The 22550-nt window shown below is 69.0% G+C and carries 24 protein-coding genes; 10 read left to right on the forward strand and 14 right to left on the reverse strand.

Annotated elements, in window-relative coordinates; translation table 11 throughout:
• Positions 1-1002, reverse strand: a complete 1002-nt coding sequence (locus AB0L97_RS16635; protein WP_364430098.1) for a DUF418 domain-containing protein — start codon at positions 1000-1002, stop codon at positions 1-3.
• 116 nt (positions 1003-1118) lie between these two features.
• Here AB0L97_RS16635 and AB0L97_RS16640 point away from each other — a divergent pair, with 116 nt between their 5' ends.
• Both AB0L97_RS16640 and AB0L97_RS16645 read left to right on the forward strand, forming a co-directional pair.
• Positions 1119-1610, forward strand: a complete 492-nt coding sequence (locus AB0L97_RS16640; RefSeq protein ID WP_356966920.1) for a MarR family transcriptional regulator — start codon at positions 1119-1121, stop codon at positions 1608-1610.
• Positions 1607-1987 (forward strand): DUF5313 family protein, encoded by a 381-nt coding sequence (locus tag AB0L97_RS16645; RefSeq protein WP_364430103.1) that lies wholly within the window; start codon positions 1607-1609, stop codon positions 1985-1987. The genes AB0L97_RS16640 and AB0L97_RS16645 overlap by 4 nt, the downstream gene beginning before the upstream one ends.
• 119 nt (positions 1988-2106) lie before the next feature.
• Here the strand turns inward: AB0L97_RS16645 and AB0L97_RS16650 are convergent, their stop codons facing one another.
• Positions 2107-3198, reverse strand: coding sequence for an ionic transporter y4hA (locus AB0L97_RS16650; protein WP_364430106.1), 1092 nt, complete (start codon positions 3196-3198; stop codon positions 2107-2109).
• 69 nt (positions 3199-3267) lie between these two features.
• Positions 3268-3663: a nitroreductase/quinone reductase family protein gene (locus AB0L97_RS16655; RefSeq protein WP_355075629.1), complete on the reverse strand. Its 396-nt coding sequence runs from the start codon at positions 3661-3663 to the stop codon at positions 3268-3270.
• A 523-nt stretch (positions 3664-4186) separates the two neighbouring features.
• Here AB0L97_RS16655 and AB0L97_RS16660 point away from each other — a divergent pair.
• Positions 4187-4849, forward strand: coding sequence for a PhoU domain-containing protein (locus tag AB0L97_RS16660; RefSeq protein ID WP_356966915.1), 663 nt, complete (start codon positions 4187-4189; stop codon positions 4847-4849).
• A gap of 49 nt (positions 4850-4898) precedes the next feature.
• Complete coding sequence (gene mmuM, locus AB0L97_RS16665; protein ID WP_364430166.1) at positions 4899-5801, forward strand: homocysteine S-methyltransferase; 903 nt, start codon at positions 4899-4901, stop codon at positions 5799-5801.
• A gap of 17 nt (positions 5802-5818) precedes the next feature.
• Here mmuM and AB0L97_RS16670 read toward each other — a convergent pair whose 3' ends face one another.
• Together AB0L97_RS16670 and AB0L97_RS16675 are read right to left on the reverse strand one after the other, a co-directional pair.
• Positions 5819-6679: a sigma-70 family RNA polymerase sigma factor gene (locus AB0L97_RS16670; protein ID WP_356966913.1), complete on the reverse strand. Its 861-nt coding sequence runs from the start codon at positions 6677-6679 to the stop codon at positions 5819-5821.
• A 64-nt stretch (positions 6680-6743) separates the two neighbouring features.
• A complete protein-coding gene (locus tag AB0L97_RS16675; protein ID WP_364430111.1) occupies positions 6744-7766 on the reverse strand; it encodes a haloalkane dehalogenase in 1023 nt (340 codons plus the stop codon).
• A 531-nt stretch (positions 7767-8297) separates the two neighbouring features.
• Between AB0L97_RS16675 and AB0L97_RS16680 the strand changes: the two genes are divergently transcribed.
• The gene (locus AB0L97_RS16680; protein ID WP_364430114.1) at positions 8298-9020 is read left to right on the forward strand and encodes an HNH endonuclease family protein; all 723 of its coding nucleotides are present in this window, start codon (positions 8298-8300) and stop codon (positions 9018-9020) included.
• 3 nt (positions 9021-9023) lie between these two features.
• On the opposite strand, the gene AB0L97_RS16685 is transcribed toward AB0L97_RS16680, so the two are convergent.
• The gene (locus tag AB0L97_RS16685; RefSeq protein ID WP_364430117.1) at positions 9024-10040 is read right to left on the reverse strand and encodes an NAD(P)-dependent alcohol dehydrogenase; all 1017 of its coding nucleotides are present in this window, start codon (positions 10038-10040) and stop codon (positions 9024-9026) included.
• Entirely contained in the window at positions 10040-10483 is a 444-nt protein-coding gene (locus tag AB0L97_RS16690) for a hypothetical protein (RefSeq protein WP_364430120.1), read from the reverse strand. The genes AB0L97_RS16685 and AB0L97_RS16690 overlap by 1 nt, the downstream gene beginning before the upstream one ends.
• 86 nt (positions 10484-10569) lie before the next feature.
• Between AB0L97_RS16690 and AB0L97_RS16695 the strand changes: the two genes are divergently transcribed.
• Positions 10570-11361: a helix-turn-helix transcriptional regulator gene (locus AB0L97_RS16695; protein WP_364430123.1), complete on the forward strand. Its 792-nt coding sequence runs from the start codon at positions 10570-10572 to the stop codon at positions 11359-11361.
• Positions 11362-11373: 12 nt separating this feature from the next.
• On the opposite strand, the gene AB0L97_RS16700 is transcribed toward AB0L97_RS16695, so the two are convergent.
• From AB0L97_RS16700 to AB0L97_RS16720, 5 genes are all read right to left on the reverse strand, one after another.
• Positions 11374-12297, reverse strand: coding sequence for a LysR family transcriptional regulator (locus tag AB0L97_RS16700; RefSeq protein WP_355075618.1), 924 nt, complete (start codon positions 12295-12297; stop codon positions 11374-11376).
• Between the two features lie 78 nt (positions 12298-12375).
• The gene (locus tag AB0L97_RS16705; protein WP_364430126.1) at positions 12376-13578 is read right to left on the reverse strand and encodes an FAD-dependent monooxygenase; all 1203 of its coding nucleotides are present in this window, start codon (positions 13576-13578) and stop codon (positions 12376-12378) included.
• Between the two features lie 182 nt (positions 13579-13760).
• Positions 13761-14405 (reverse strand): PadR family transcriptional regulator, encoded by a 645-nt coding sequence (locus tag AB0L97_RS16710; RefSeq protein WP_364430129.1) that lies wholly within the window; start codon positions 14403-14405, stop codon positions 13761-13763.
• A 63-nt stretch (positions 14406-14468) separates the two neighbouring features.
• Positions 14469-16502, reverse strand: coding sequence for an MDR family MFS transporter (locus tag AB0L97_RS16715; protein ID WP_364430132.1), 2034 nt, complete (start codon positions 16500-16502; stop codon positions 14469-14471).
• Positions 16503-16557: 55 nt separating this feature from the next.
• Entirely contained in the window at positions 16558-17217 is a 660-nt protein-coding gene (locus AB0L97_RS16720) for a TetR/AcrR family transcriptional regulator (protein WP_364430135.1), read from the reverse strand.
• Positions 17218-17379: 162 nt separating this feature from the next.
• Here AB0L97_RS16720 and AB0L97_RS16725 point away from each other — a divergent pair, with 162 nt between their 5' ends.
• From AB0L97_RS16725 to AB0L97_RS16740, 4 genes are all read left to right on the forward strand, one after another.
• Positions 17380-18789 carry a lipase family protein gene (locus AB0L97_RS16725; protein ID WP_364430138.1) on the forward strand — a complete coding sequence of 470 codons (1410 nt, stop codon included), beginning with the start codon at positions 17380-17382 and terminating at the stop codon, positions 18787-18789.
• Positions 18790-18903: 114 nt separating this feature from the next.
• Positions 18904-19779, forward strand: coding sequence for an oxidoreductase (locus AB0L97_RS16730; protein WP_356966897.1), 876 nt, complete (start codon positions 18904-18906; stop codon positions 19777-19779).
• A gap of 424 nt (positions 19780-20203) precedes the next feature.
• The gene (locus AB0L97_RS16735) at positions 20204-20677 is read left to right on the forward strand and encodes a transcriptional regulator (protein WP_364430142.1); all 474 of its coding nucleotides are present in this window, start codon (positions 20204-20206) and stop codon (positions 20675-20677) included.
• A 62-nt stretch (positions 20678-20739) separates the two neighbouring features.
• Entirely contained in the window at positions 20740-21039 is a 300-nt protein-coding gene (locus AB0L97_RS16740; RefSeq protein WP_245562483.1) for a DUF3817 domain-containing protein, read from the forward strand.
• A 4-nt stretch (positions 21040-21043) separates the two neighbouring features.
• Here the strand turns inward: AB0L97_RS16740 and rdgB are convergent, their stop codons facing one another.
• Both rdgB and rph read right to left on the reverse strand, forming a co-directional pair.
• A complete protein-coding gene (gene rdgB, locus AB0L97_RS16745) occupies positions 21044-21655 on the reverse strand; it encodes an RdgB/HAM1 family non-canonical purine NTP pyrophosphatase (protein ID WP_355075603.1) in 612 nt (203 codons plus the stop codon).
• A complete protein-coding gene (gene rph / locus AB0L97_RS16750; protein ID WP_355075601.1) occupies positions 21655-22425 on the reverse strand; it encodes a ribonuclease PH in 771 nt (256 codons plus the stop codon). The genes rdgB and rph overlap by 1 nt, the downstream gene beginning before the upstream one ends.
• Between the last annotated feature and the right edge of the window lie 125 nt (positions 22426-22550).

The following is a 22550-nucleotide window of genomic DNA, read 5'->3' on the forward strand; positions in this document are numbered from 1 at the left end:
TCAGTACGGGCGGCTCGGCACGCGCGTCCGCCGGATCGGCACCACGGTCCACCAGGTGACGCAACGCCACACCCATTCCAGCGGGCCGTACTCGAACAACCGCAACCACACGGCACTGCACACCGCCTGCACCGCGATGATCCCGACCGCCAACCCGAGCACCGCCGCGTAGCTGCCGGAGCCGGACAGGCCGAGACGCGGTGCCGCGAGCAGGATCAGCGCGGTGGCGCCGACGTAGTTGGTCAAAGCCAGGCGACCCAGCGGCCGCAACACCTCCGCCAGTACCTGGCCCGGCTCGATGCGCAGCAACAGCAGCAGCCCGGTGACATAGGCCAGCGCGCCCAGTAGACCAGCGACAGCCACGGCGGGAGTGGACCACAGCTCCAGATACGGCGTGCGGTATTCCCACCTGCCCGCCACTATCGCGGCGGGCAGGGCGAGGGCGAAGACCGCGGCGATCTGCCAGCCCCGCTCATCGAGTGTGTCCACGATCCCGGCGCGCGCGGTGGCCAGGCCGAGCAGGAACAACCCTGGCGCCAGGGCCAGCCCGCCGCCGAGGGCCAGCGCCACGCCGAAGGTCCCTACCAGTCCCGCTAGCAGCACCGCCCAGTTCGGCAGCGCCGAGGCGGGCAGCAGGATCGCCAGCCCGGCCAACGCGTACGGCAGCAGCGCCTCACCCGGCTGGAACTGCTGATGGACCAGGCCGATCACCCCGAGCGCGAGCAAGCGGCGGATCAGGACCAGTCGCGGGCGCTCGCTCCGTTCCTCGGCACTGTCCAGCAGCAGTGCGAAGCCGATTCCGAACAGGAACGAGAAGATCGGGAAGAACCGTCCCTCGAACACCACCGACAGCGTGTGCCGGATCGGTAGCACCACGCCCGATTCGTCCGTCGCCGCGATGTCGGTGATCCGCCAGATGTTCACCACCAGCATGCCGCACAGCGCGAAGCCACGAACCGCGTCGAGTTCCTCGATGCGTAGCGGACCCGCGTCGTGGTGCATGGATTCACGGTATCCAGCGGCGGCCCCGAAGCCGGTATCTCGCGCCGAGATGTCGCCCACATTGATTAACGCACTAACTATTCATGCGCTAATTTGAGGGAGGACAAGGAGGACCGATGGAGACCGAGATCGAGGATCCGCTGCGCCTGGACCGGCAGGTGTGCTTCGCGCTGGCCGTGGCCAATCGCGCGGTGCTGGCCGTCTACCGTCCGCTGCTCGAACCGCTCGGGCTCACCCACCCGCAGTATCTGGTGATGCTGGCGCTCTGGGGCGAGGCGCCGATGTCGGTGAAAGCGATCGCCGAGGCCATCCAGCTCGACTCCCCCACACTGTCCCCGCTGCTCAAACGCCTCGAAGCCGCCGGACTGATCAGTCGCGAACGCGACAGCCGAGACGAGCGCAACCTCGTGGTGAACCTGACCCCGGCCGGAGCCGAACTGCGCGCGAAGGCCGAGCGGATACCGCCCGCCGTCGTCCAACGCCTCGGCGTGACCCTGGCCGACCTCGAGCAGTTGCGCGATGTCCTCACCCGGGTGAACGAGGCGGCCCGCCGGTCGGTGCTCGCCGAGCCCCACGCCCCGTCCTCGAACCCAGGAGCCCGGTCATGACCCGAGAGCAACGACGGCCCGGTCCGATCCAGTGGATCGGCTACGCCTTCGGCCGCCGCCTGCCCGATTCGATGCGTGAGTGGGTGCGCGACGACCTGACCGGCAGGTTCGCCGCCACCCGGCACGTGCTGCGCGGACTGGTGCCGTTCACACCGTTGTTCGCGGTGTTCCTGCTCTTCCCCGGCGAGCTGTGGCTGCGCGGCGCGATGGTCCTGCTGGCGCTGCTGCTGGCCCTGTTCTACACGATCGCTTTCATGCCGATGAACCGCGCGCATCGGCTCGCGAAGCACGGCTTGCCCGCGGATCTGGAGAATCCGCAGCGCGCGCGGCGCCGAGCGTTGGAACGAGCCAGATACGCGGCTCAGCACCCACACTGAGCGCGCGGCTCGCGACCACCGAAGGCGGGGTGTCGCCCGTCCGGCGTCCAAGTGTTCGCACCGCTGGCGCCGCACCGATTCGGCGGTGACCGCGTCGAGGCGCTCGTCTGAGCCGCCCGCTAGGGGCTGGCGGCGAGGCCGACGAAGGCGGCGAACACGGCCAGGTGGACGCCGCCCTGCAGCAGCGTCGCCCGTCCAGGAACGATCGTCAGCCCACCGACGACGACGGTCAGCGCCAGCAGCACCATCTGCGTCGCCCCCAAGCCGAGCACCAAAGGGCCGTCCAGCCAGATGCTGGCCACGGCGATCGCCGGAATGGTGAGGCCGATGCTCGCCATGGCCGAACCCAGCGCCAGATTGAGACCGATCTGCACCTGGTCGCGGCGCGCGGCCCGCACCGCGGCGATCGTCTCGGGCAGCAGCACCAGCAACGCGATCACCACGCCGACCCCCGATTGCGGCAGACCCGCCGACTGGACCGCCGATTCCACGGCGGGCGAGACCACCTTCGCCAGCCCAACCACGCAGACCAGGGCGACCAGCAGCAGACCGAGACTGGTGACGGCGTCGCGCACGCTGGGTGGCTCGACGCGCTCGTCGTCCTCGGCGACGACGCCGTCCGCCTCCACCGGCAGGAAGTCGTCCGGATGGCGCACGGTCTGCACCATCACGAACAAGCCGTACAGCGCGAGCGAGGCCACCGCGGCGAAGGCCAGCTGCGCGGGCGAGAACTCCGGGCCGGGTTTGCTCGTGGTGAAGGTCGGCAACACCAGGCTGAGCGTCGCCAGCGTCGCGACGGTGGCCAGCGCCGCACCCGTGCCTTCGGCGTTGAACACCGCCACGCGCCTGCGCAACGCCCCCACCAGCAGACAGAGACCGAGGATGCCGTTGCAGGTGATCATCGCAGCGGCGAAGACCGTGTCGCGGGCCAAGGTCGCGGTCTTGTCACCGCCCTGGGTCATCAGCGTGAGAATGAGCGCGACTTCGATCACGGTCACCGCGATGGCCAGCACCAGCGAGCCGAACGGCTCACCGACCCGGCGCGCCACCACCTCCGCGTGATGAACCGCCGAGAGCACCGCACCGATCAACGCCACCACCACAACCGTCACCGCGACACCGGGCAGACTTCGGCCCCAGGTGACCGCGAGGGCGACGACGGCGAGCAATGGTACGAGCACGGTCCAACGGGCGGTGAACAGACGGATCATGCCCACCATGGTCCCAGCAAATCGCCCGCATCCAGATCAGGCGACCAATGTCACCGCCCCGCCGCGGGTTCAGTCGTCCAGATCGATGCGCAGCGTGAGCAGGTCGGTGCCGACCAACCGGACGGCCGCGCTGTTGGCGCGCGGCAGGGCCGCCAACCGGGCACGCGGGTCGTCGTCGGGCAGCAGGTGGGCGGTGCCCGCGTGCCAGCGGCCGTGCAGCCGCAGCCGGACTCGATTGTCCGCCTTGATGTTCCGCACATACTGGGATCGCTCGCCGAACTCGGAGACCAGCCAGAATTCCCGGCCGATCTTTCGTCCGCCGATCGGAGTGATCCGCGGCTGACCGCTCACCCGGCCGGTGGTCTCCAGGAGAGTCTGCCCGGGCAGCGTACTGAGGATCGGATTACCCAGTCGGCGCTGGAACGTCGTCACCACACGATGCTGGATATCGCGCAAGTTCGGCATGCCGCGACCGTAACACCGGGCGCACCTGTCGGCTGGCTTCGCCGCGTGTGCGATTCGGGCGTTGACCAGGGCACGGACCCGCACGCGGCGGACCGCGGCAGCCACAGGAACCGGGACGCAAACGCCCGCCCATCGCGTCGCGCAGTATCGACCGTCCACGCCGCCGCACGGAGCCGAACAGGGCACGCGACGAGCAACCACGCGAGTCGCCATGCGCCGCAACAGCGCAATGTGATGCGCGCCATAGATCCCCGATCGGGCAATGCATCTCCTCCGCTGCCCCGGCCGGCATGCGTGCGCGAGTGCCGCCCGCCGTCGCGCGCGCCGGTGCGCCTGATCCGCCATAGCGTGTTCCGGCCGCGAAAAGCACTGCCTCAACTGTATTTTCCCGTCGTTTTGCTGGCGAAGCGATCGCGCGTGGTCCAGCGTTCCCGTTCGCGACGGCATGTCGAGGCGATGTCGTTACCGAAGAACATCCGACAAGGAATCGACCCCGCCCCGGTCGATAGGTGAGAATTTGGCGGTGCGCACCCAGTTCACTGCCGAGCTCATCGCGTTGACCAATGATCTGACGCTGATGTGCACGCTGGCCCACGACGCCGTCGAGCGTGTCACCGACGCGCTCGTCGACGCCGACCTCACCGCGACATACGAGGTCTTCGCGCTCGACGAGCAGTTGCAGAAGATGTACGGCGCTTGCGAGGCGCGCACCGTGGTGTTACTGGCGCTACAGGCTCCGGTGGCCCGCGACCTGCGGCATGTGGTGACCGCGATCCAGATCGCCGGTGAGCTGTCCCGCATCGGCTGGCTCGCCAGCCGGGTCGCCGACAAGGTGTATCAGAGTCACCCCGGACACGCTGCCGAGCAACCCATCCTGGACATCCTCGCCGCGATGGGCAAGCTGGCGGCCGAGCGTACGGCTTCGGCCGGGCGAGCGGTCGCCGGTCGGCACCCGCTGCCGGAGGAGGAGACGCCCGCGGACCATTCGATGGAAACGCTGCACCGGCAACTGCATTCCGCGCTGCGCGACCCCGCGTCCCAGCCGTCCACCGAAGTCGCGATCGACAACGCACTGCTGGGACACCACTTGGAGCGCTGTGCCGACCACACCGCGCGCATCGACCGGCTCATCCGTTTCCTCGACACCGGGGTACCCCCGACCGCCCAGCCCACCGACGACGAGTGAATCCGCGTCCTACAGTGGAGCCGTGCTGTTCGACACTGCGGCGGGGGCACTGATCTCGGACGGTGGACTGGCCACCGAGCTGGAGGCGCGCGGCCACGACCTGTCCGACGCGTTGTGGTCGGCCCGTCTGCTCGTGGACGATCCCGCCGCGATCCGGTCCGTGCACGAAGCCTATTTCCGGGCGGGCGCCGACATCGCGACCACCGCCACCTATCAGGCTTCTTTCGATGGCTTCGCCGCGCGCGGGCTGACCAAGGCGCAGACGGTGGAGCTGTGGCGACGTGGCGTGGCGCTGGCTCGTGCCGCGTGCGACGCCGAGACCGCTGATCGACGCCGCTGGGTCGCCGCCTCGGTCGGCCCCTACGGCGCCGCGCTGGCGGACGGATCGGAATACCGTGGCCGCTACGGGCGCACCGTGGCCGAACTGCGGGCCTGGCATCGACCGCGCATGGAGGTGCTCGCGGAGGCGGGCGCCGACCTGCTGGCCCTGGAGACCGTTCCCGACGTCGACGAAGCCGAAGCGCTGGTCGACCTGGTGAACGACCTCGGCGTGCCCGCATGGCTGAGCTACACCGTCGACGGCGCGCGCACCAGAGCCGGGCAACCGCTCACCGATGCCTTCGCGGTGGCCGCGGGCTCGGACTCGATCGTCGCGATCGGCGTGAACTGCTGCGCGCCCGCCGATGTCGCCGCCGCGGTCGAACTCGCCGCGGGAACCGGCAAGCCCGTGGTCGCCTACCCGAACAGCGGTGAGGACTGGGATGCGGCGCGCCACCGTTGGACCGGCCCCACCCGGTTCACCGCAGGGCAAGCCAGGGACTGGTTCGCCCGAGGCGCACGGATCATCGGCGGCTGCTGCCGGGTCGGCCCCGCGCAGATCACACGCCTGGCAACGGAACTACGAGGAACCTCACCCGCCACCGGTTCACCCGACGCGGAAGCACCGGGCTGATCACCGACGCGGCGGGTTCACGTCTCCTCGAGCATGGGGAAACGCCCCGAACCGAGCAGCCCCGCGATCGCGTCCATCTTCGCCTGCGGCGCGGCGTAGTCGGGATGCGCGCGCAGCACCGACGCCGCGTCGTGCAGCCGGATCATCTGCCGTTCGGCCTCGGCCGCGGTGCGCCCGCCCGCGCTGACCGGATGGCGCGCGTACACCGGACGGCTCCGGTCGACCCGTCCCAGCGCCAGAGCTTTGTCCACGCGGCGTGAGCAGCGGCAGAACGCCGTCGGGTCGACCAGGCCACAGGTCGAGTTCAGGAAGTTCCCGAGCCGTTTCTTGGCGCGCTCCAACCGCTTTCGATAGGCGGCGGGGGTGATGTCGAGGATCCAGGCGGCCTCGGTGGAGTTCAGCTCGAACACGTCGCCGAGCACGAACGCGATCCGTTCGTCCCGGGCCAGGCATTGCAACATGCCTTGACTACAGGTGAGCCGCACCTCGGCAGTTAGAAGCACCGCTTCCGGTCCGCGATAGTCCGCCTCCGACAGACCGTCGGCCAGTCCGTCCCGGTAGGCGTCCAAGCTCAGTTCCGCGGCCTCCTGCGGGGTCTGCCGCCGCAGATTCAGCAGGTGGTTGACGCCGATGCGGTAGGCCCAGGTGAGCAGCTTCGCCTCGCCGCGCCAGGTGTGCAGATGATCGAGGACGCGCACCATGATCTCCTGCGTCGCGTCCTCGGCCTCCGCGGGCCGCCAGACCATGCGCAGCGCCAGCCGGTACAGCGGGTCCTGCAACAGGCGCACCACCTCGGCGACGGCGTCCCGGTCGCCCGCGACCGCGCGGGCGACCATGGCCTTCTCGTCCGCCGCGACCCGCTCGTGCTCCGTGCTCATCCGGCCATCATTCGGCCCGCGCCGCGGTCGGCGCAAGCACTGCCGGGTCACAGCGCGGCCGAGATCACGCGCGAGCGGCGGCACCGACCAAGGCGTGCCGATCGAGCCACTGCGCGACCGCCCGGCCGATCTCGTCCGGCCGATCCTCCGGCGCGTGGTGGCCCGCCGGAGGGATCGCGACGACCTCGGCGCTCGCGAAGGTGCTCGCGGCCCAGTCGATCGCCTCCGCCGATCCCAGCCCGACGCCGTTCTCCAACGCCATCAGCAACTTGGGCACCTCGGGCGTCGCGGCCGCCCAATCGTCGTAGTTCCGCACCAGGGCGACCACGTCGGCGGGCTCGCCGTCCAGCGGGAACTCCCGCGGCCACACCAGCAGCGGCTTGCGCGAGGCCGGGGTCGGATACGGCGCCCGGTACACGTCGTGGTCCTCGGGCGACAGGTCGGCGACGCCCTTCGGCAGGTTGAACTCGATGAAGATGTTCTCCTCCAGGATCATCCGCTCCCCTTCCGCCGAGCGAAACTTCCGGAACAGCTCGGCGCCGAGCGGAGGCAGCTCGTCGAAGCGCATCGGCCGCAGGAACGTTTCGATCAGCGCGATCCCGCGCACGCGGCCGGGATGCCGCGCGGCCCAGTCCATGCCCAGCGCGCCGCCCCAGTCGTGTCCGACCAGCACCACTCGGTCCAGCCCGAGCGCGTCGAACCAGGCGTCGAGGTAGGCGGCGTGATCGGTGAAACGGTAGGCGCTGTCCGGCTTGCCCGACTCCCCCATGCCGATCAGGTCCGGCGCCAGCACTCGGGTCCGGTCGGCCACGTGCGGAATGACGTTGCGCCACAGATGCGAGGAGGTCGGATTGCCGTGCAGGAACACGACGGGGATCTCTCCCGCACCGGTGTCGCGGTAATTGATGAACGAGTCGATGACGTCGACGGTGGGCATGATGTGGTCCTTTCGGGTCCGGCTTTTCGCCTGCACCCGTTTGGACACAGGAATCACACCGCCTGTGACCGGATGTGGAGTGAGCATCGTCACAGGCCCGTCGAACCGGTCGTCGCGAGGGCGGCAAATCTCGGATACATCCGTACTCATGCAGTAGATGTGTGGCCGAAACTGAAGATCGGCTGAGAAACTTTTCGAACCGTCCGAACGAACTTGCCAATTCGCGCGGCATCTATCTACTGTCTTGATACGTAGAACAAAGCGTGATCGAGACGGAGCGGATGCGTGCTGCAACCGGAGAGCGGCTTCCCTGGTCACCGGCGCCCGCCGGACATCGATCACCCCTGATCATCACGAGTGAGTCCGGAGCAGGCGCGGCTCGACACCTCGGGACCTCCCCCTCATCAGCCCCGTGGTGTCGTCCCAGTGCGGGCTTCGGAGTGGACAACCATCCGCACAACCGCGCGGCTCCACCGGCCTCCTCGTGATCACCGCCCCCGAATCGGCGCCGGCACGGCGATTCGGGGGCGGCCCCGTTCTCCGGCTCGGCAGCTCTGGCGCACGGCCCGTTACCGGCCAGCTGTGCCGAATCTCATACGCGCCGATCGGTTGCGCGAAGCCGGTCACTGGATACCTTTTCGCCGGTTACAGTTTCAAAGGGATTCGGCGTTAGGAAGTTCGATGAAGTCCACAGTGCAACGGCTGGCTCTGATCGGCATCATGGTGGCGACTTCCATCGGACTGGTCTCCTGCACAACCGTTCCGCCCGGCCAGTCGACCGCGTCGGGCTGCGGTTCCGGCGGACGGTCCTGCGCCGACGCGCCCGCCCCGATTCCCTCGCGCGACGCGCTCGCGCTGTTGAACGCGCTGCGCGTGGCCGACCGTGCGCCCAAGACCGGATACAGCCGTGACGAATTCGGGCCGCCCTGGTCCGACAACGTCTCGGTGCCCGGCGGCAACAACGGCTGCGACACCCGCAACGACATCCTCCAGCGCGACATGACCGACGTGACGTTCAAGTCGGGCAAGTGCATCGTCGCGACCGGAACGCTCGCCGACTTCTACACCGGAAAGACCATCGACTTCAAGCGCGGCACGAAGTCCTCCGACGACGTGCAGATCGACCATGTCGTCGCGCTCTCGGACGCGTGGCAGAAAGGCGCACAGAAGCTTTCCGCCGAACGCCGCCGCGACCTGGCCAACGACCCGCTGAACCTGCAGGCCGTGGACGGTCCGACCAACCAGTCCAAGAGCGACTCCGACGCGGCCGATTGGCTGCCGCCGAACAAGGGTTACCACTGCGCCTACGTGACCAGGCAGATCCAGGTGAAGACGGCCTACCAACTCTGGGTCACCGCGGCCGAAAAGGACGCCATGACGCGGATTCTCACCGCCTGCCCCTGAGTCCTAGGGGAACTCGATCACCACCTTCCCGAAGGGGTCTCCGGTGCGGAAATACCGGTAGGCCGCTTCGGCTTCCTCGAACGCGAACACGCGGTCGATGACGGGACGCATCCCGTGGGCGGTGATCGCTCGGTTCATCGCCTCGAACTGCGTCCGGCTGCCCACCGCGATGCGGCGAATCGACAGATACGACGTCCCGAACGGGTTGCCTACGGGCGCGTCGGTGGCGGGCAACGCGCCGATCATCGTGATCCGCGCGTTGTATCCGCCCGACCGCACGGATTTCGCCAGGGTCGGCATGCCCACCGCGTCGAGGATGTGTTCCACACCGTCGCCTCCGGTGCGGTCCAGCACGGCCAGCTCCCAGTCCGGTGTCCGGCTCCGATCGATCACCTCGTCGGCTCCCAGCGCGCGCAGCCGCTCGGCCTTTCGCGCGCTCGAGGTCACCGAGATGACATAAGCGCCCAGCATTTTCGCGTGCTGCACACCGAAAAGGCCCACCGATCCACTGCCGACGGTCAAGACGGTCTCGCCGGGCAGCACCGGCAGCGGCGTGGTCAGCGCCGCCCACGCCACCACTCCGGCGCAGGTCAGCGTGGCGGCCTCCACGTCGGTGAGATGGTCGGGCACGTGCACCACCGAATCCTCTTCCAGCACCGCGTACATGGCGAGCATGCCGGGATAGGTGGCGCCGTACTGCTCGACCACGTGCGCTTGGCGCTGTGGCCCGTCGATCCAGCGGACGAAGTAGGAGGCGGTCACCCGGTCGCCCAGCGCGGCGCGCGTCACTTCCTCGCCCACGGCGATCACCGCGCCGACACCGTCGCTGAGCGGGACGACGCCCGGGGTCGCGGGCAGCGGATACGTTCCGTCCAGCAACATGAGATCGCGACGATTCAGTGACGCCGCCAGCATCTGGATCACCACTTGGCGTGGCCCTGGCTCTGGCATCTCCTGCGGCGCGACGGTCAGCGCGGCCGCCCCGCGCGCGGGGTCGAGATGGTAGGCGACGGCCCGCATCACGCGACACCGATGTACTGGTGGTCCCACCGGATCCGGCCCGCGTCGTCGAGCGCGATGACGTCGTATCCGCCGCCGACGACCGCCCCGTCGGTCTTCGTCACCATGTGCCAGGTCAGGCCGATCAGATTCAGTGACAGACGAACCGCCTGCCCCTTGGGTACGAACACGTGCTCACCAGGGGCGACGAATTCCTCGTAGGCGCGATCCACGCGCCGGTCCAGCGCTTCGTAGCCGCGGATCTGCACGGTCGGGATCGGGAAGGACAGTCGGGCAAGCGCTTCCCGCATCTCCTGCGGCGGATCCACCAGCACCTGGGCGCCGTCCTCGGACCACAGTTCCCGGATCAGCTTGTGCCTGGCCTGCGCGTCGGATTCGTTCCACAGCGCGATGTAGCGATCGGCGAATCGGGACAGTTCCTGTGCATCGAGTTGATTGCTCATGGGACGGAGTCTTGCCGTCGTTCGGAGCCTGCGCGATTCCCCGCAAGGTATGGCGAAGCCGCCGCCCGACGCCCGATACTGCTGCCATGACGACGGCGGCCGAGTCCACCGGGTTCGCCCGGCAGCTCAAGCATTGGCGCACGCTGCGACGGGTCAGCCAGCTGGATCTCGCGATCCGCGCCGACACCACGCAGCGTCATCTCAGCTTCCTGGAACAGGGCCGCTCACGCCCCGGACGCACGATGGTGGTGCGGTTGGCCGAATCACTGGAGCTGTCACTGCGTGAGCGCAACGGACTGCTGCTCGCCGCGGGTTACGCGCCGGTCTTCCCCGAATCGGCGCTCGATACCGTGGAATTGGCGCCGATGCTGGAGGCGTTGCGGGCGATCCTGGACGGCCACCTGCCCTACCCGGCGCTGGTGGTCCGGCCGCACGGCGTCCTGCTCGCCGCCAACTCGGCCTTCGAGGTGCTCACCGAGGGCGCCGCGCCGTGGCTGCTGGAGCCGCCGGTCAACGTGCTGCGGCTCGCGCTACACCCGGACGGCTTGGCCGCCCGCGTGGTCAACCTGCCGGAATGGGGACGGCACGTCACCGAGGCGCTGCGCAACCGGATGGCCCGCAGCCCCGATCCCGCCTTGGACGAGCTGATCGCCGAGCTGGAGACGTATCTGCCCCAGGCCGAACCGGGACCGGACCATCTCGGTTTCGCGGTGCCGCTGCGCCTGCGCTGCGCCGAAGGGGAATTGCGTTTGATCACCACGCTCACCTCCTTCGCCACCGCGGTGGACGTCACGCTCGCCGAGTTGCAATTGGAGGCGTTCCTGCCCGGCGACGAGCGGACCGCGCGAATTCTGCGCGACCGCGCGGCGCGATACTGAGCGGGCCCGCGCTCACCAGTGCAGCGCCGCGGCGGTCAGCCGCTGACGGACCAGCTCGACGTGCGGGCGGACAGCGGGTCCGGGCCGACGCACCAGGAATGCCGTGTTGATCGGCGGGTCCTCCGGTTCCAACAGCGCGACGAGCGATCCCGAATCCAGTTCGGCCGCACAGAGATATCGCGGCAGCACACTGATCCCCGCGCCCGCCGCGACCGCCGCGGCGACCGCGCGCAGATCGGCGACGACCACCGCGGCCTCGGCGGCGAGCCGGACGCCGAAGACGTGCCGCCAATACCGGCGCAGGATCGGCAGATCCGGGGCGTAACTGACCAGCGGAACATCGGACAACGCGACCGGGCCCTTGGTCCGCAACAGGTCGCCGTCGACGCGCGCGGCGACCTGCGGCCCGGCGACGAGCACGAACTCCTCGTCACCCAGCGGTTCGGCGACCACCGTCCGGCCTCTGGGCCGGACCGTCGACACCACCAGGTCGAAGTGCCCGGCCCGCAGCCCGCCGAGCAAGTCGTCGGTCAGCCCCGCGTGGACCGCCAGTCGAACCCCTCGCTCGACCAGTGGCGCCAGCGCGGGGAGCCCGTGCACCGCGAGGAACTCGGCGGGTCCGGCGAGACGAACGGCGGGCTGTGGCGCGGGTTCGGCCCGGTGGACCGGACCCGCCACGGTGTCCAGCGCGTCCAGCGGCGCGGCGATGCGCGCCGCCAGCTCGGTCGCCGCCGCGGTCGGCGCGACGCCGCGCGGCAATCGGTCGAACAGTCGCGCGCCGAGCCGCTTCTCCAACGCCTGCAATTGGCCGGTCACGGTCGGCTGGGACAAGCCGACCAGCCGCGCCCCGGCTGTGATCGAACCGGCCCGGTGCACGGCCAGGAAGGTGCGCAACTGGTTCAGATCCAGATTTCCATCGGAATCCCTATCGCTCACCACGCAACTCTATTCCGCCGCCGATAGCCGCACCGGAGGTCCCCCGGGTCGCTCGGACCCGAGGGACCTCCGGCCGACTCAGACCGACGCGAGCTCGTGCTCGGCGGGAGCGTCCCAGTCGATCCGGTAGCGCTGCTCCGGGCCCATGGTCTTCTCCGGTTTCATCACGGTCTTGGCCATGACCGGCATGAGCAACTGCATGACCTTGCGTCCCACCGGCCCCGGCGTCTTGCTGTGATTGATCTTCGCCGCGCGCGCCGCGACGCCTTCCACCCGCTCGCGCCGCAAGCGCTCGTACACCGCGAACGCCTCCGGAGCGGGCAGATCACGCAAGCAGCGGGCCAGCTGCACGGCGCTCTCGATCGCCAGCGACGCGCCCTGACCGGAACTGTTGGACGGAGCGTGCACCGCATCGCCGACCAGCACCATCCGCCCGCGATACCAGTGCGGCACCGGCGGCATGATGTGCAGCGCGCCGACCACCTCCAACTGCTCCTCGGTGGTGCGCCGAGCGAGCTCGCCGCCAGGGGTGTCGTCGCCGTAGACCTCGCGCAGGATGCGCAACCAGTGCGCGCTCGGCACCGCCCGCGCGGCGGTGAGCGACAGATACTCCTTGTGCGGCAGGTTCGCTCCCCATGCCACCCGCCCGTCCCCGAGCGGCCAGTACAGGTAGTAGGCCCGCTTGCCGAACGCGAAGGTCATGGTGTCCGGGGGGATGTCGGCGTCGCACTCGGTGGTCGCGCCGAAGCCGAGCATGCCGGTGTAGTCGGGGCCGGGCGCCTTCGGGTCGATCAGCGTGCGCACCCGCGAGCGGATGCCGTCCGCGCCGATCAGCACGTCGGCGGTGGCTGTGCTGCCGTCGGCGAACTGGGCGGTGATGCCCGACGCGTCCTCGCGCACATCGACCAGGCGCTTGTCGTACTCGAACGGAACGCCCGCCGCGACCGCGTGCCGGTGCAGCGTTTGGTGCAGCTCGCTGCGATCGACCAGTTGCAGCGGCGGCATATCGGGGATGCCGGGCATCGCCAGCACCTTCGCGCCGACGGACATGTTCATGTTGCGGACCGGAAGCGCGATGGCGCGGACCGGGTCGCCCGCCCCGATGATGTCGAGCGCGGCGACGCCGTTCGGCGCGAGCGCGAGTCCGCTGCCGATGCCATAGGAAGGGCCGGGATAGGCCTCGTAGACGCGGGCGTCGATGCCCGCTTTGCGCAGGGCCGTCGCGACGACGGGGCCGGCGATGCCGCCACCGATCACCAGGGCGGTACGTGTTGTGGACATGGGTGTCTCCAGGATTCGTGCGATATGGGTTTCGGTTCCCGGACCGACACACGCGCCACCCACCCGGTTATCCTGTGGTTGCCAGCCTTGTAGCCGGGTGCGCGTTCGCGGGCGCGGTTCGAGACTGTTCGATCGGGCCCGGCGGCGGTGTTGCCGCACCTTCGCCGGGTCCGGTTTCTCGGCTAGTCCTCGGCCATCCCCCTCTCCACCATTTCGGCGACCTCCGACGGCAGCGCGCCGCGCTCGTGCCACTCGCGCCATTGCGCCAGTCCGGGGAAGGTGCCCTCGGTCAGTTCCGCGCGCAGCGAGCGCGTCCACGCCGCCTCGGCTTCGAGCATCGCCAGTCCGAACTCGGACTCGACGATGAACAATCGCGGCAACGCGCCCGCGAGTTCGCCGAGTTCACGACGTACGGTCTCGATGGTTCGATCCAGCGCTTCGAGGCGGGTGGCGAGCAGTTCGACCACCTCGGCGGGCGGAAGCACAGCGAGAATCGACAGCCCCGCGACGAACCGGTGCGGTTCCGGTTCCGGAGTCGACAGCAGTTCCCTGGTCCAATCGGCCATCTCGGCGCGACCCTCGTCGGTGATCCGATAGATGACTCGCTCGGGACGGGCGCCCGCCCGTTCACTGCCGACGACCTCGAGGAACCCGACCTTGGCCATGTTCTGCACGACCGTGTAGAGCGAACCCCATTTGATCGCCATGTCGTGGTCCTTGCCCCGGTCACGCAGGGTCTGGGCGATTTCGTAGCGATGCATGGGGCGCTCGACGATCACGGACAGCACCGCGAGCGCCAGCAGGTTGTCGACCTTGCGTTTCTTCATCGCGGCACCTCCTCCTTACTCGTCTACGAATATACGTCTACGAGTAATCGACCGCAAGAGCGGTCAGGCGGGCACCGTTTCCTGCTCGCGCGCGTGGTCCTCCAGCAACTTCGTGGCGATGTTCGTCAGCGCCTGATCCAGCAGTGCGCGATCGGCCGGGTCGGCCTCGTTCCAGTCGTCGAGCCTGGTGTCGAGCCAGCGCCGCCAGGCCGCCTTGATCCGATCCATCTCGGCCGCACCGGAATCGGTGAGCCGCAAGCGTTTACCCTCTCGCGTCAGATAGCCCTCCGCGCCGACCTGGTCGTAGATCGGCTCGATCACCTCCTGGGGCACTCGGTGCGCCCAGGCGATTCCGGCCAGCGTGGCGTCACCGCGCACCCGGTCGCGCAGATACACCTGGCCGAGCGCCCATGCCTCACCGCGTGTGAGGTCGCTGTCCGCGTCGGCGAGGATGCGCGCGCCGATCGGATCCTCCGCCCCCGCTCGGTGCATGGTGCCCGCGATGGCGCGTTCCAGTTGCACCAGCCGATCGGGCGAGTCGGGCACCGAGAACCCTTCGCCCACATCGCCCGCTCCCGCCCGCGCGCTGTCACGCAGCGGCACCTCGGGCAGGAACCACGCGACCACGAATCCGGCCAACACGATCGGAACGACCCAGAAGAACACGTAATCGATCGAGTCCGCGTACGCATCGATGATCGGCGCCGACTGTTCGGCGGGCAACGCGCGCAACGCCTGCGGGTCCGCCGCGACCTCGGGTGGCACCACGCGCACCTGAGCCAGCGCGGCGGCGAGGTTGGGGCCGATCTGGTTGCTGTAGAGCGTGCCGAAGATGGCCGTCCCGAAGGCGCTACCGAGCGTGCGGAAGAACGTGACACCGGAGGTCGCGGTACCCAGCTGGGCGTAGGGCACGGTGTTCTGCACGACGATGGTGAGCACCTGCATCGCCAGTCCGATACCCAGGCCGAGGATCAGCATGTACAGCGACTCCAGCAATGTGCCGGTGGTCCGGCCCATCGTCGACATCAAGTACAGGCCGAGCGCCATGACCAACGTGCCCGCGATAGGGAAGTACCGGTAGCGCCCGGTCTTGCCGACCACCTGCCCGGACAGGATCGAGGTGGTGAACAGGCCCACCACCAGCGGCAGTGTGCGAACACCCGACATGGTGGCCGAAACACCGTCGACGTATTGCAGATACGCGGGCAGGTAGGTCATCGAGCCGAGCATGGCGAAGCCGACGATGAAACTGAGGATCGAGCACACCGTGAACACCCGGCTGCGGAACAACCCCATCGGCAGCATCGGTTCCTCTGCGCGCAACTCGACCCCGACGAACGTGACGAGCAGGAAAGCCGCCGCGGCGAACAGGCCGACGATCGTCGGCGAGCCCCACGCGTACTGCTGCCCGCCCCATTCCAGGCCGAGGATCAGGCAGGAGACGCCCAGCGCCACCAAGCCGATGCCGAGGTAATCGATGATCGGCCTGGCCGCCGCGCGCACCCGTGGGATGGTGCGGGCCGCCAACGCGATCATCACCACCGCGACCGGCACGTTGACGTAGAAGCACCAGCGCCAGCTGGCGTGGTCGGTGAACAGGCCGCCCAGCGTCGGACCGATCACCGTGGTCACGCCGAATACCGCACCCAGCGCGCCCTGGTACTTACCCCGCTGCCGCAACGGGATGATGTCTGCGATCAGCGCCATCGACGTGACCATCAGTCCGCCCGCGCCGAAGCCCTGGATCCCGCGAGCGAGGACCAGCACCAGCATGCCGTTCGCCAGGCCTGCGACCATCGAGCCGACGATGAAGATCACCGCACTGATCTGGAACACCAGCTTGCGGCCGAACAGATCGCCGAGCTTTCCGGCGAGGGCGGTCGCCACCGCCTCGGCGAGCAGGTACGAGGTGACCACCCACGCCATGTGCCCCGCCCCGCCGAGGTCGGCGACGATGGTGGGCAGCGCGGTGGACACAATGGTCTGGTCCAGCGCCGCCATGAGCATGCCGAGCACGATGGTGCCGAATACGATGTTTGTCTTGGCCCTGCCCATCGGGGCAACAGGGTCCGCGGCGACAGCAACCGAACCGGCCATCAGCCCAGTATGGGCTTTTGCCGCGTCGATGGATATCCAGCGACACGGCAGCGAATCAGCCGGGTTCGCCCTCCGGCGCTTCCTCCGGCCGCTCGATGAGCGACATCGCGATGGGCACGAGCAGATCGACGAGTTCGGCCACCGACGGACGCGGATCGGCGAGCACCCACTCGTGCGCCAGCCCGTTGATCGCGCCGATCAAGGCGCTCGCCCCCCACCCCGGCGTGCCGCGCACCCGCGAACCGGGAGCAACCACCGGAACCACGTGGGTTTCCAGCACGGAAGCCCACGCGTGCCTGCGTTCGCGGCGGTGGCGCTCCATCCGTTCGCTCACGCCCACCACTTCGATGAAGGCGACCTTGGCGCGGTAGGGATCGGCGCCGATCGACTCGAGATAAGCGGTCACCACGGCGGTCATCGCGGCGCGCAGGTCGAACCGCGGGTCGAGCGCGTCCATCCGCGCGACCACGGCCGCGGCGGCCTCGTCCTGGATCCGGTCGTACGCGGCGACCAGAACGTCCTCCCTGGTCTGGAACTCCTCGTAGAACTGACGCTTGGACAGACCCGCGGCGGCGCATACGTCGGCCAGCGAGCAATCGGCGTAACCGCGCTCGGCGAAGATCCGGGTGGCCGCGTCGAGGAACCGCTGACGCCGCTCGGCTTTCCGCTCCACGACGGCACGCCCGCCGTATTGCCTGCCCACTGTCGCCGTCATATCTCTCACCGTAGCGAAATCCCGGCGACCACGAACTACCCCGCATGCCTTGGCCGCCGCCCGATTCGTACTTGTGATCCGGGTCATGACGCCGCATACTCGGGTCCAGTCTGAAACCGATGGGGCTCACAAATGTGGCTCACAGAACGAAGAGGTTCTCGCGTGGTCATTTCGCGCAAGCACGCACCGAAGCTGCTCGCGGCGCTCGCCGTGGTGGCGGTGGGACTGCCCTTCCTCCCCGCCTCGGCAGCCGCCGAGCCCGCGCCGGACGATCCGGTGGTCCAGCCCGCACTGCCGTTCCCCCTTCCGCCGCTGCCGCCGGGCTTCGACCCGGCGTTCTATCGCCCGCCCGCGCAGACCTACACCGACTTGTCCCCCGGCCAGATCATCGCCGCACGCCAGGTGAATCTGGCGAACCTGTCGCTGCTCCCGGTCAACGTGGACGCCTGGCAGTTGTCCTACCGCTCCACCAACTCCCGCGGCGAGGCCATCCCCGCCGTGGCCACGGTGATCAAGCCGCGCGGCTACGTCGCCGACCGGCCGCTGTTCTCCTACCAGATCGCCGAAGACTCGACCGGCAACTACTGCATGCCGTCGTATCAACTCCAGATGGGTTCCATCCCCGCGACCTTGACCGGCTCCACCCTGGTGGCGGCCCAGTTCCTCGAGGTGCAGGCCGCACTGGCCCAAGGCTGGGCCGCGGTGATCCCCGACCACCAGGGGCCCGACTCGGCTTACGCCGCAGGTCCTTTGGCGGGCCGGATCACGCTCGACGGCATTCGCGCCGCGGAGAACTTCGCACCGATGCAACTGTCCGGGACCGGGACCAGGGTCGGGATGATGGGCTACTCCGGCGGCGCGATCGCCACCGGCTGGGCCGCCGAACTGAAGCGCGACTACGCACCCGAACTCAACGTGGTCGGCACCGCGGAGGGCGGCATCCCCGCCGACCTGTCGGCCGCATTGCGGATGGCCAACGGCAATCTCTCCGCCGGGCTGATCTTCGCGGGCGCGCTCGGCGTCTCGCGCGAATATCCCGAGCTGCGGAAATTCCTCGACGAGAACGCGAACGGCCTGGGCAAGCTCATGATCGCGGGCAAGGAACAACTCTGCGCCAGCTACCAGGCCGCGCTGTTCCCGTTCGCCGACAACCTCGGGATGCTGGCGAAGAATCCCTTCACCGACCCCGCTGTCGCCGACGTGCTGCACAAGACGAAGCTCGGCAAGGCCGTGCCGGACATGCCGATGCTGATGTACCAGGCCAATGCCGACTGGCTGATCCCGGTCGGACCGGTCAACGAGCTCGTCGGAACCTATGCCGAGGACCCGGGCGCGCGGGTCGAGTACATCCGCGACCACTTCAGCGAGCACCTGACCCTGGACCCGATCGCCGCACCGCGCGCGCTGCTGTGGCTGAAGGACCGCTTCGCGGGCGCGCCGGTGGCCGGCGGCGTCACCATCACCGATGTCGGCTCGATGACGTTGGACCCCGCCACCTGGCAGGTGTGGAGCGACACGGTGGGTGCCGTACTCGCGGCCGCCTTCGGGCAACCCATCGGCAGCGGCCGCTGAACGACCCGGCCGACAGCTCGTGTCGCGGGCGCGTTCCGCGACACGAGCCCTTGCGTCTGAGACGATCGATGCCGATATCTTCCCCGGAAACTTACTCCAGAGTAAGGTTGGCGCATGGCGTGGAAACCAGCTGAGATCCCGGACCAGACGGGACGCACCTTTGTCATCACCGGCGCGAACGGCGGCTTGGGCGCCGTCACCACGAAAGTCCTGGCGTCCAAGGGCGCGACCGTGATCATGGCCTGCCGCAACGCGGTCAAGGCGAAAGAGGTCGCCGCGGGCATCGACGGCGATGTCCGCGTGGCGGAACTGGACCTGGCCGATCTGTCCTCGGTACGCAAGTTCGCCGACGACAGCGGCGAATTCGACGTCCTGGTCAACAACGCCGGCCTGATGAACATCCCGTTCTCGCGAACCAAAGACGGCTTCGAGACCCAGTGGGGCGTCAATCACCTCGGGCACTTCGCGCTCACCGGCCTCCTGCTGGACCGGATCACCGATCGGGTGGTCACCCTCTCCAGCATCGCGCACAAGCAGACGCCGAAGCTCTGGATCGACGACCTCGACTACGAAAAGCGCCGCTACCAGCGCAATCTCGCCTATGCGCAGGCCAAGCTGTGCAATCTGATGTTCGCCCGTGAACTGCAGCGCAGGCTGCGTGAATCCGGCTCCCGCAAGCGCTCCTACGCGGTGCACCCCGGTGTCTCGGCCACCGACCTCTTCGCGCACACCGAGACCCCGCTCGACCACATCTCCAAGCCGTTCATCCGCCTGATCGGGCACTCGCCCGCCAAGGCCGCGCACTCGACGTTGTTCGCCGCCACCATGCCGGACGCCGATCCCGAGACCTACTGGGGCCCGACCCGGCTCTTCGGCAGCCAGGGCCCGGTGAAACCCTCGTCGTCCACCCGCCTGTCGCAGAACAAGGACCTGTGGCAGCGGCTGTGGGCAGAGTCGGAGCGCAAGACCGGAGTCACCTACTCGTTCTGAGCGGAGCAACACCGGAGCAGTCAGTGGGCAACTGCACGCCGGGGCCCGGTTGTCGATGCGCCCGGAAGGGTCCGCGTCGTGCGCGCGGCCCCTGCGGTCGAACCGGGCCGACTCGTCGAGTTCACCGCAGGCGGAGTCCGGCCGCGCGCTCGGTGGCACGCGCCGGAGCGGACGCCCGATGCGCGTTGCCACATGGCGGCGAGCGGCACCACTCGTGACGACTGCGTGATTTGCAGCGGCCCGCTGCCACATCGGAAGCCACATCCGGCAGCGGGCGCGCGGCCGCTCGTCTCTGCATCCGACACCGCCCCGAGCGCCGGTCCGCTCCGCACCGGTCGTCGCCTCGATGACCGTGGTCACAGCAGGCGCGGGACGGCGCACCTTGTTCTACGGCCCGCGTAGTAGAACGGGTACCGTAGAAGCCGTGTCCGCCTCACCCCGCCGCTCGGCACACAACCGCCCGGCCCTCATCGCGCTGGTGATCGTCGCCGCGCTGGGCTGCCTGGGGCTGGCCTGGTGGCAGTGGGAACGGTACGAGTCCGCGACCGGCACCGCACAGAATCTCGGCTACGCGCTGCAGTGGCCCCTGTTCGCGGGTTTCGCCGTCTTCGCCTACTTCCGGTTCGTGCGGCTGGAACGCGAGGCAGGCGAACCAGAGGAAAACAACGAGTCCGCCGCGGCTTCGCGGCGCGATGCACCCACAGCCAGGCGCGCCGCGAAGCCGATCGCGCCGACCGAACTCCCGGCGGGACTGCTGCCCGAGCGCCCGAAGGCCGTCCGGGATGAAGACCCCGTGCTCGCCGAGTACAACCGATACCTCGCCGCGCTGCACGCCGACGACATCGAAGAACAGGTCCGCACGGCAGGCCTGCACACCCGCGAGAGGAGCGCCGGTTGACCACCAGCGAGAATTCCACCGAGACCACCGCTGCCCCGGCCAGGGCCGGGAACGCCGCCAAGATCGGTCCGGCGCTGCTGCGCTATCGGGCGCTGGCCTGGATCACCGGCCTCTGGTTGCTGCTGCTCACCGGTGAGATGATCGCCAAGTACGGCTTCGACGTGGCCACCCCCAGCTGGATCGCGGTCGTGCACGGCTGGGTGTACTTCGTCTACCTGCTGGTCACCGCCGACCTCGCGGTCAAGGTCCGCTGGCCGGTCCTGCGCACCGTCGGCACCCTGCTCGCGGGCACCATCCCGTTGCTGTCGTTCTTCGTCGAACACGTCAACGCCAAGCAGGTCAAGCAGACCTTCGGCGTCTGAGGCGTCAGCCTTCGGCGAGCGCAGCCAGCGCGGGCGTCAACTGGGCCAGCGCCCGCCCGCGATGCGACACCGCGTCCTTCTGGGCGGGCGTCAACTGGGCCGCGGTGACATCGCCGCCTTCCGGGACGAACAGCGGGTCGTAGCCGAAACCGCCGTCGCCCACCGGCTTCCGCCCGATCGAGCCGGGCCATTCGCCGCGCACCACGGTCTCCGCGCCGCCGGGCACCACCAGCGCGCAGGTGGACACGAACCGCCCGCCGCGCCGCTCGTCCGGCACATCCGACAGCTGTGCCAGCAGCAGCGCGTTGTTCGCCGCGTCGTCGCCGTGCTTGCCCGACCAGCGCGCCGACAGCACACCCGGCATGCCGTTCAACGCGTCCACCTCGATACCGGAATCGTCGGCAACGCAAGCCAATCCGGTGGCCACGGCGCCGTCGCGCGCTTTGGCCAGCGCGTTCTCCTCGAACGTCGCGCCGGTCTCGGGCGCCTCGTCGTACGGGGGAACATCGTTCAATCCGACGATCTCGATTCCGGCGATGCCCGCCTCGTCGAGGATGCGGCGCAGTTCGTTCAGTTTCTTGGTGTTGCGGCTGGCCACCAGCAGACGGCGGGTCATCACTTCCTCTTCGACTCGGCGGGCTCGGGAAGCACACCGGGATACGGCAGCGCCAGCGCCTCTTTCTGCACGACGAACAACTGCTCGCAGGACGCGAGCGCGGCATCGAGCAACTTGTCCAGCGTGGAGCGCGGGAAGGTGGCGCCCTCGCCGGTGCCCTGGATCTCCACCAGCGTTCCGGTATCGGTCGCGACCACGTTCATATCGACCTCGGCGCGCGAGTCCTCCTCGTAGGGCAGATCCACCCGCACCCGGCCGTCGACCACGCCGACGCTCACCGCGGCGATCGCACAGGAGATCGGCTGCGGGTCGGCCAGCGCGCCCGCCGCGCCGAGATAGGTCACGGCATCCGCCAGCGCCACGTAGGCGCCGGTGATGGCGGCCGTCCTGGTACCGCCGTCGGCCTGGAGCACATCGCAGTCGATGGCGATGGTGTTCTCCCCGATCGCGGCGAGGTCGATGCAGGCGCGCAGCGAGCGGCCGATCAGACGGCTGATCTCCTGGGTCCGTCCGCCGATCCGGCCCTTCACCGATTCCCGCCCGCTGCGAGTGTGCGTCGCAGCTGGCAACATCGCGTACTCGGCGGTGAGCCAGCCCAACCCGGAGTCACGCCGCCACGGCGGCACCCCCTCGGTGACGCTCGCGGTGCACATCACCCGCGTCTGCCCGAACTCCACCAGCACCGAACCAGCTGGATGCGTGGTGAAACCACGGGTGATCCGGACCTCGCGGAGCTCATCGTCCGCCCTGCCATCGGCTCGTCTCGACACGGCCACAGCCTACTGTGTTCAATTTGCCGCGACTTCGTCGCGGCGTGTTCGCGGCCCCCTTGTGGCTCGCGTTTGCGCGACCGCCGCTTGCTCCTTCGTCGCGTGCGCGGCGGCCGCGCAAACGC

Origin of the sequence: Nocardia sp. NPDC051911 (assembly GCF_040681035.1) — a bacterium.
Lineage (GTDB): Bacteria > Actinomycetota > Actinomycetes > Mycobacteriales > Mycobacteriaceae > Nocardia > Nocardia sichangensis.

Coding starts and splice junctions, on each gene's coding strand:
- AB0L97_RS16635 (WP_364430098.1), bottom strand. CDS start 1,002: ATGCACCACGACGCGGGTCCGCTACGCATCGAGGAACTCGACGCGGTT.
- AB0L97_RS16640 (WP_356966920.1), top strand. CDS start 1,119: ATGGAGACCGAGATCGAGGATCCGCTGCGCCTGGACCGGCAGGTGTGC.
- AB0L97_RS16645 (WP_364430103.1), top strand. CDS start 1,607: ATGACCCGAGAGCAACGACGGCCCGGTCCGATCCAGTGGATCGGCTAC.
- AB0L97_RS16650 (WP_364430106.1), bottom strand. CDS start 3,198: ATGATCCGTCTGTTCACCGCCCGTTGGACCGTGCTCGTACCATTGCTC.
- AB0L97_RS16655 (WP_355075629.1), bottom strand. CDS start 3,663: ATGCCGAACTTGCGCGATATCCAGCATCGTGTGGTGACGACGTTCCAG.
- AB0L97_RS16670 (WP_356966913.1), bottom strand. CDS start 6,679: ATGAGCACGGAGCACGAGCGGGTCGCGGCGGACGAGAAGGCCATGGTC.
- AB0L97_RS16675 (WP_364430111.1), bottom strand. CDS start 7,766: ATGAGTACGGATGTATCCGAGATTTGCCGCCCTCGCGACGACCGGTTC.
- AB0L97_RS16680 (WP_364430114.1), top strand. CDS start 8,298: ATGAAGTCCACAGTGCAACGGCTGGCTCTGATCGGCATCATGGTGGCG.
- AB0L97_RS16685 (WP_364430117.1), bottom strand. CDS start 10,040: ATGCGGGCCGTCGCCTACCATCTCGACCCCGCGCGCGGGGCGGCCGCG.
- AB0L97_RS16690 (WP_364430120.1), bottom strand. CDS start 10,483: ATGAGCAATCAACTCGATGCACAGGAACTGTCCCGATTCGCCGATCGC.
- AB0L97_RS16695 (WP_364430123.1), top strand. CDS start 10,570: ATGACGACGGCGGCCGAGTCCACCGGGTTCGCCCGGCAGCTCAAGCAT.
- AB0L97_RS16705 (WP_364430126.1), bottom strand. CDS start 13,578: ATGTCCACAACACGTACCGCCCTGGTGATCGGTGGCGGCATCGCCGGC.
- AB0L97_RS16710 (WP_364430129.1), bottom strand. CDS start 14,405: ATGAAGAAACGCAAGGTCGACAACCTGCTGGCGCTCGCGGTGCTGTCC.
- AB0L97_RS16715 (WP_364430132.1), bottom strand. CDS start 16,502: ATGGCCGGTTCGGTTGCTGTCGCCGCGGACCCTGTTGCCCCGATGGGC.
- AB0L97_RS16720 (WP_364430135.1), bottom strand. CDS start 17,217: ATGACGGCGACAGTGGGCAGGCAATACGGCGGGCGTGCCGTCGTGGAG.
- AB0L97_RS16730 (WP_356966897.1), top strand. CDS start 18,904: ATGGCGTGGAAACCAGCTGAGATCCCGGACCAGACGGGACGCACCTTT.
- rdgB (WP_355075603.1), bottom strand. CDS start 21,655: ATGACCCGCCGTCTGCTGGTGGCCAGCCGCAACACCAAGAAACTGAAC.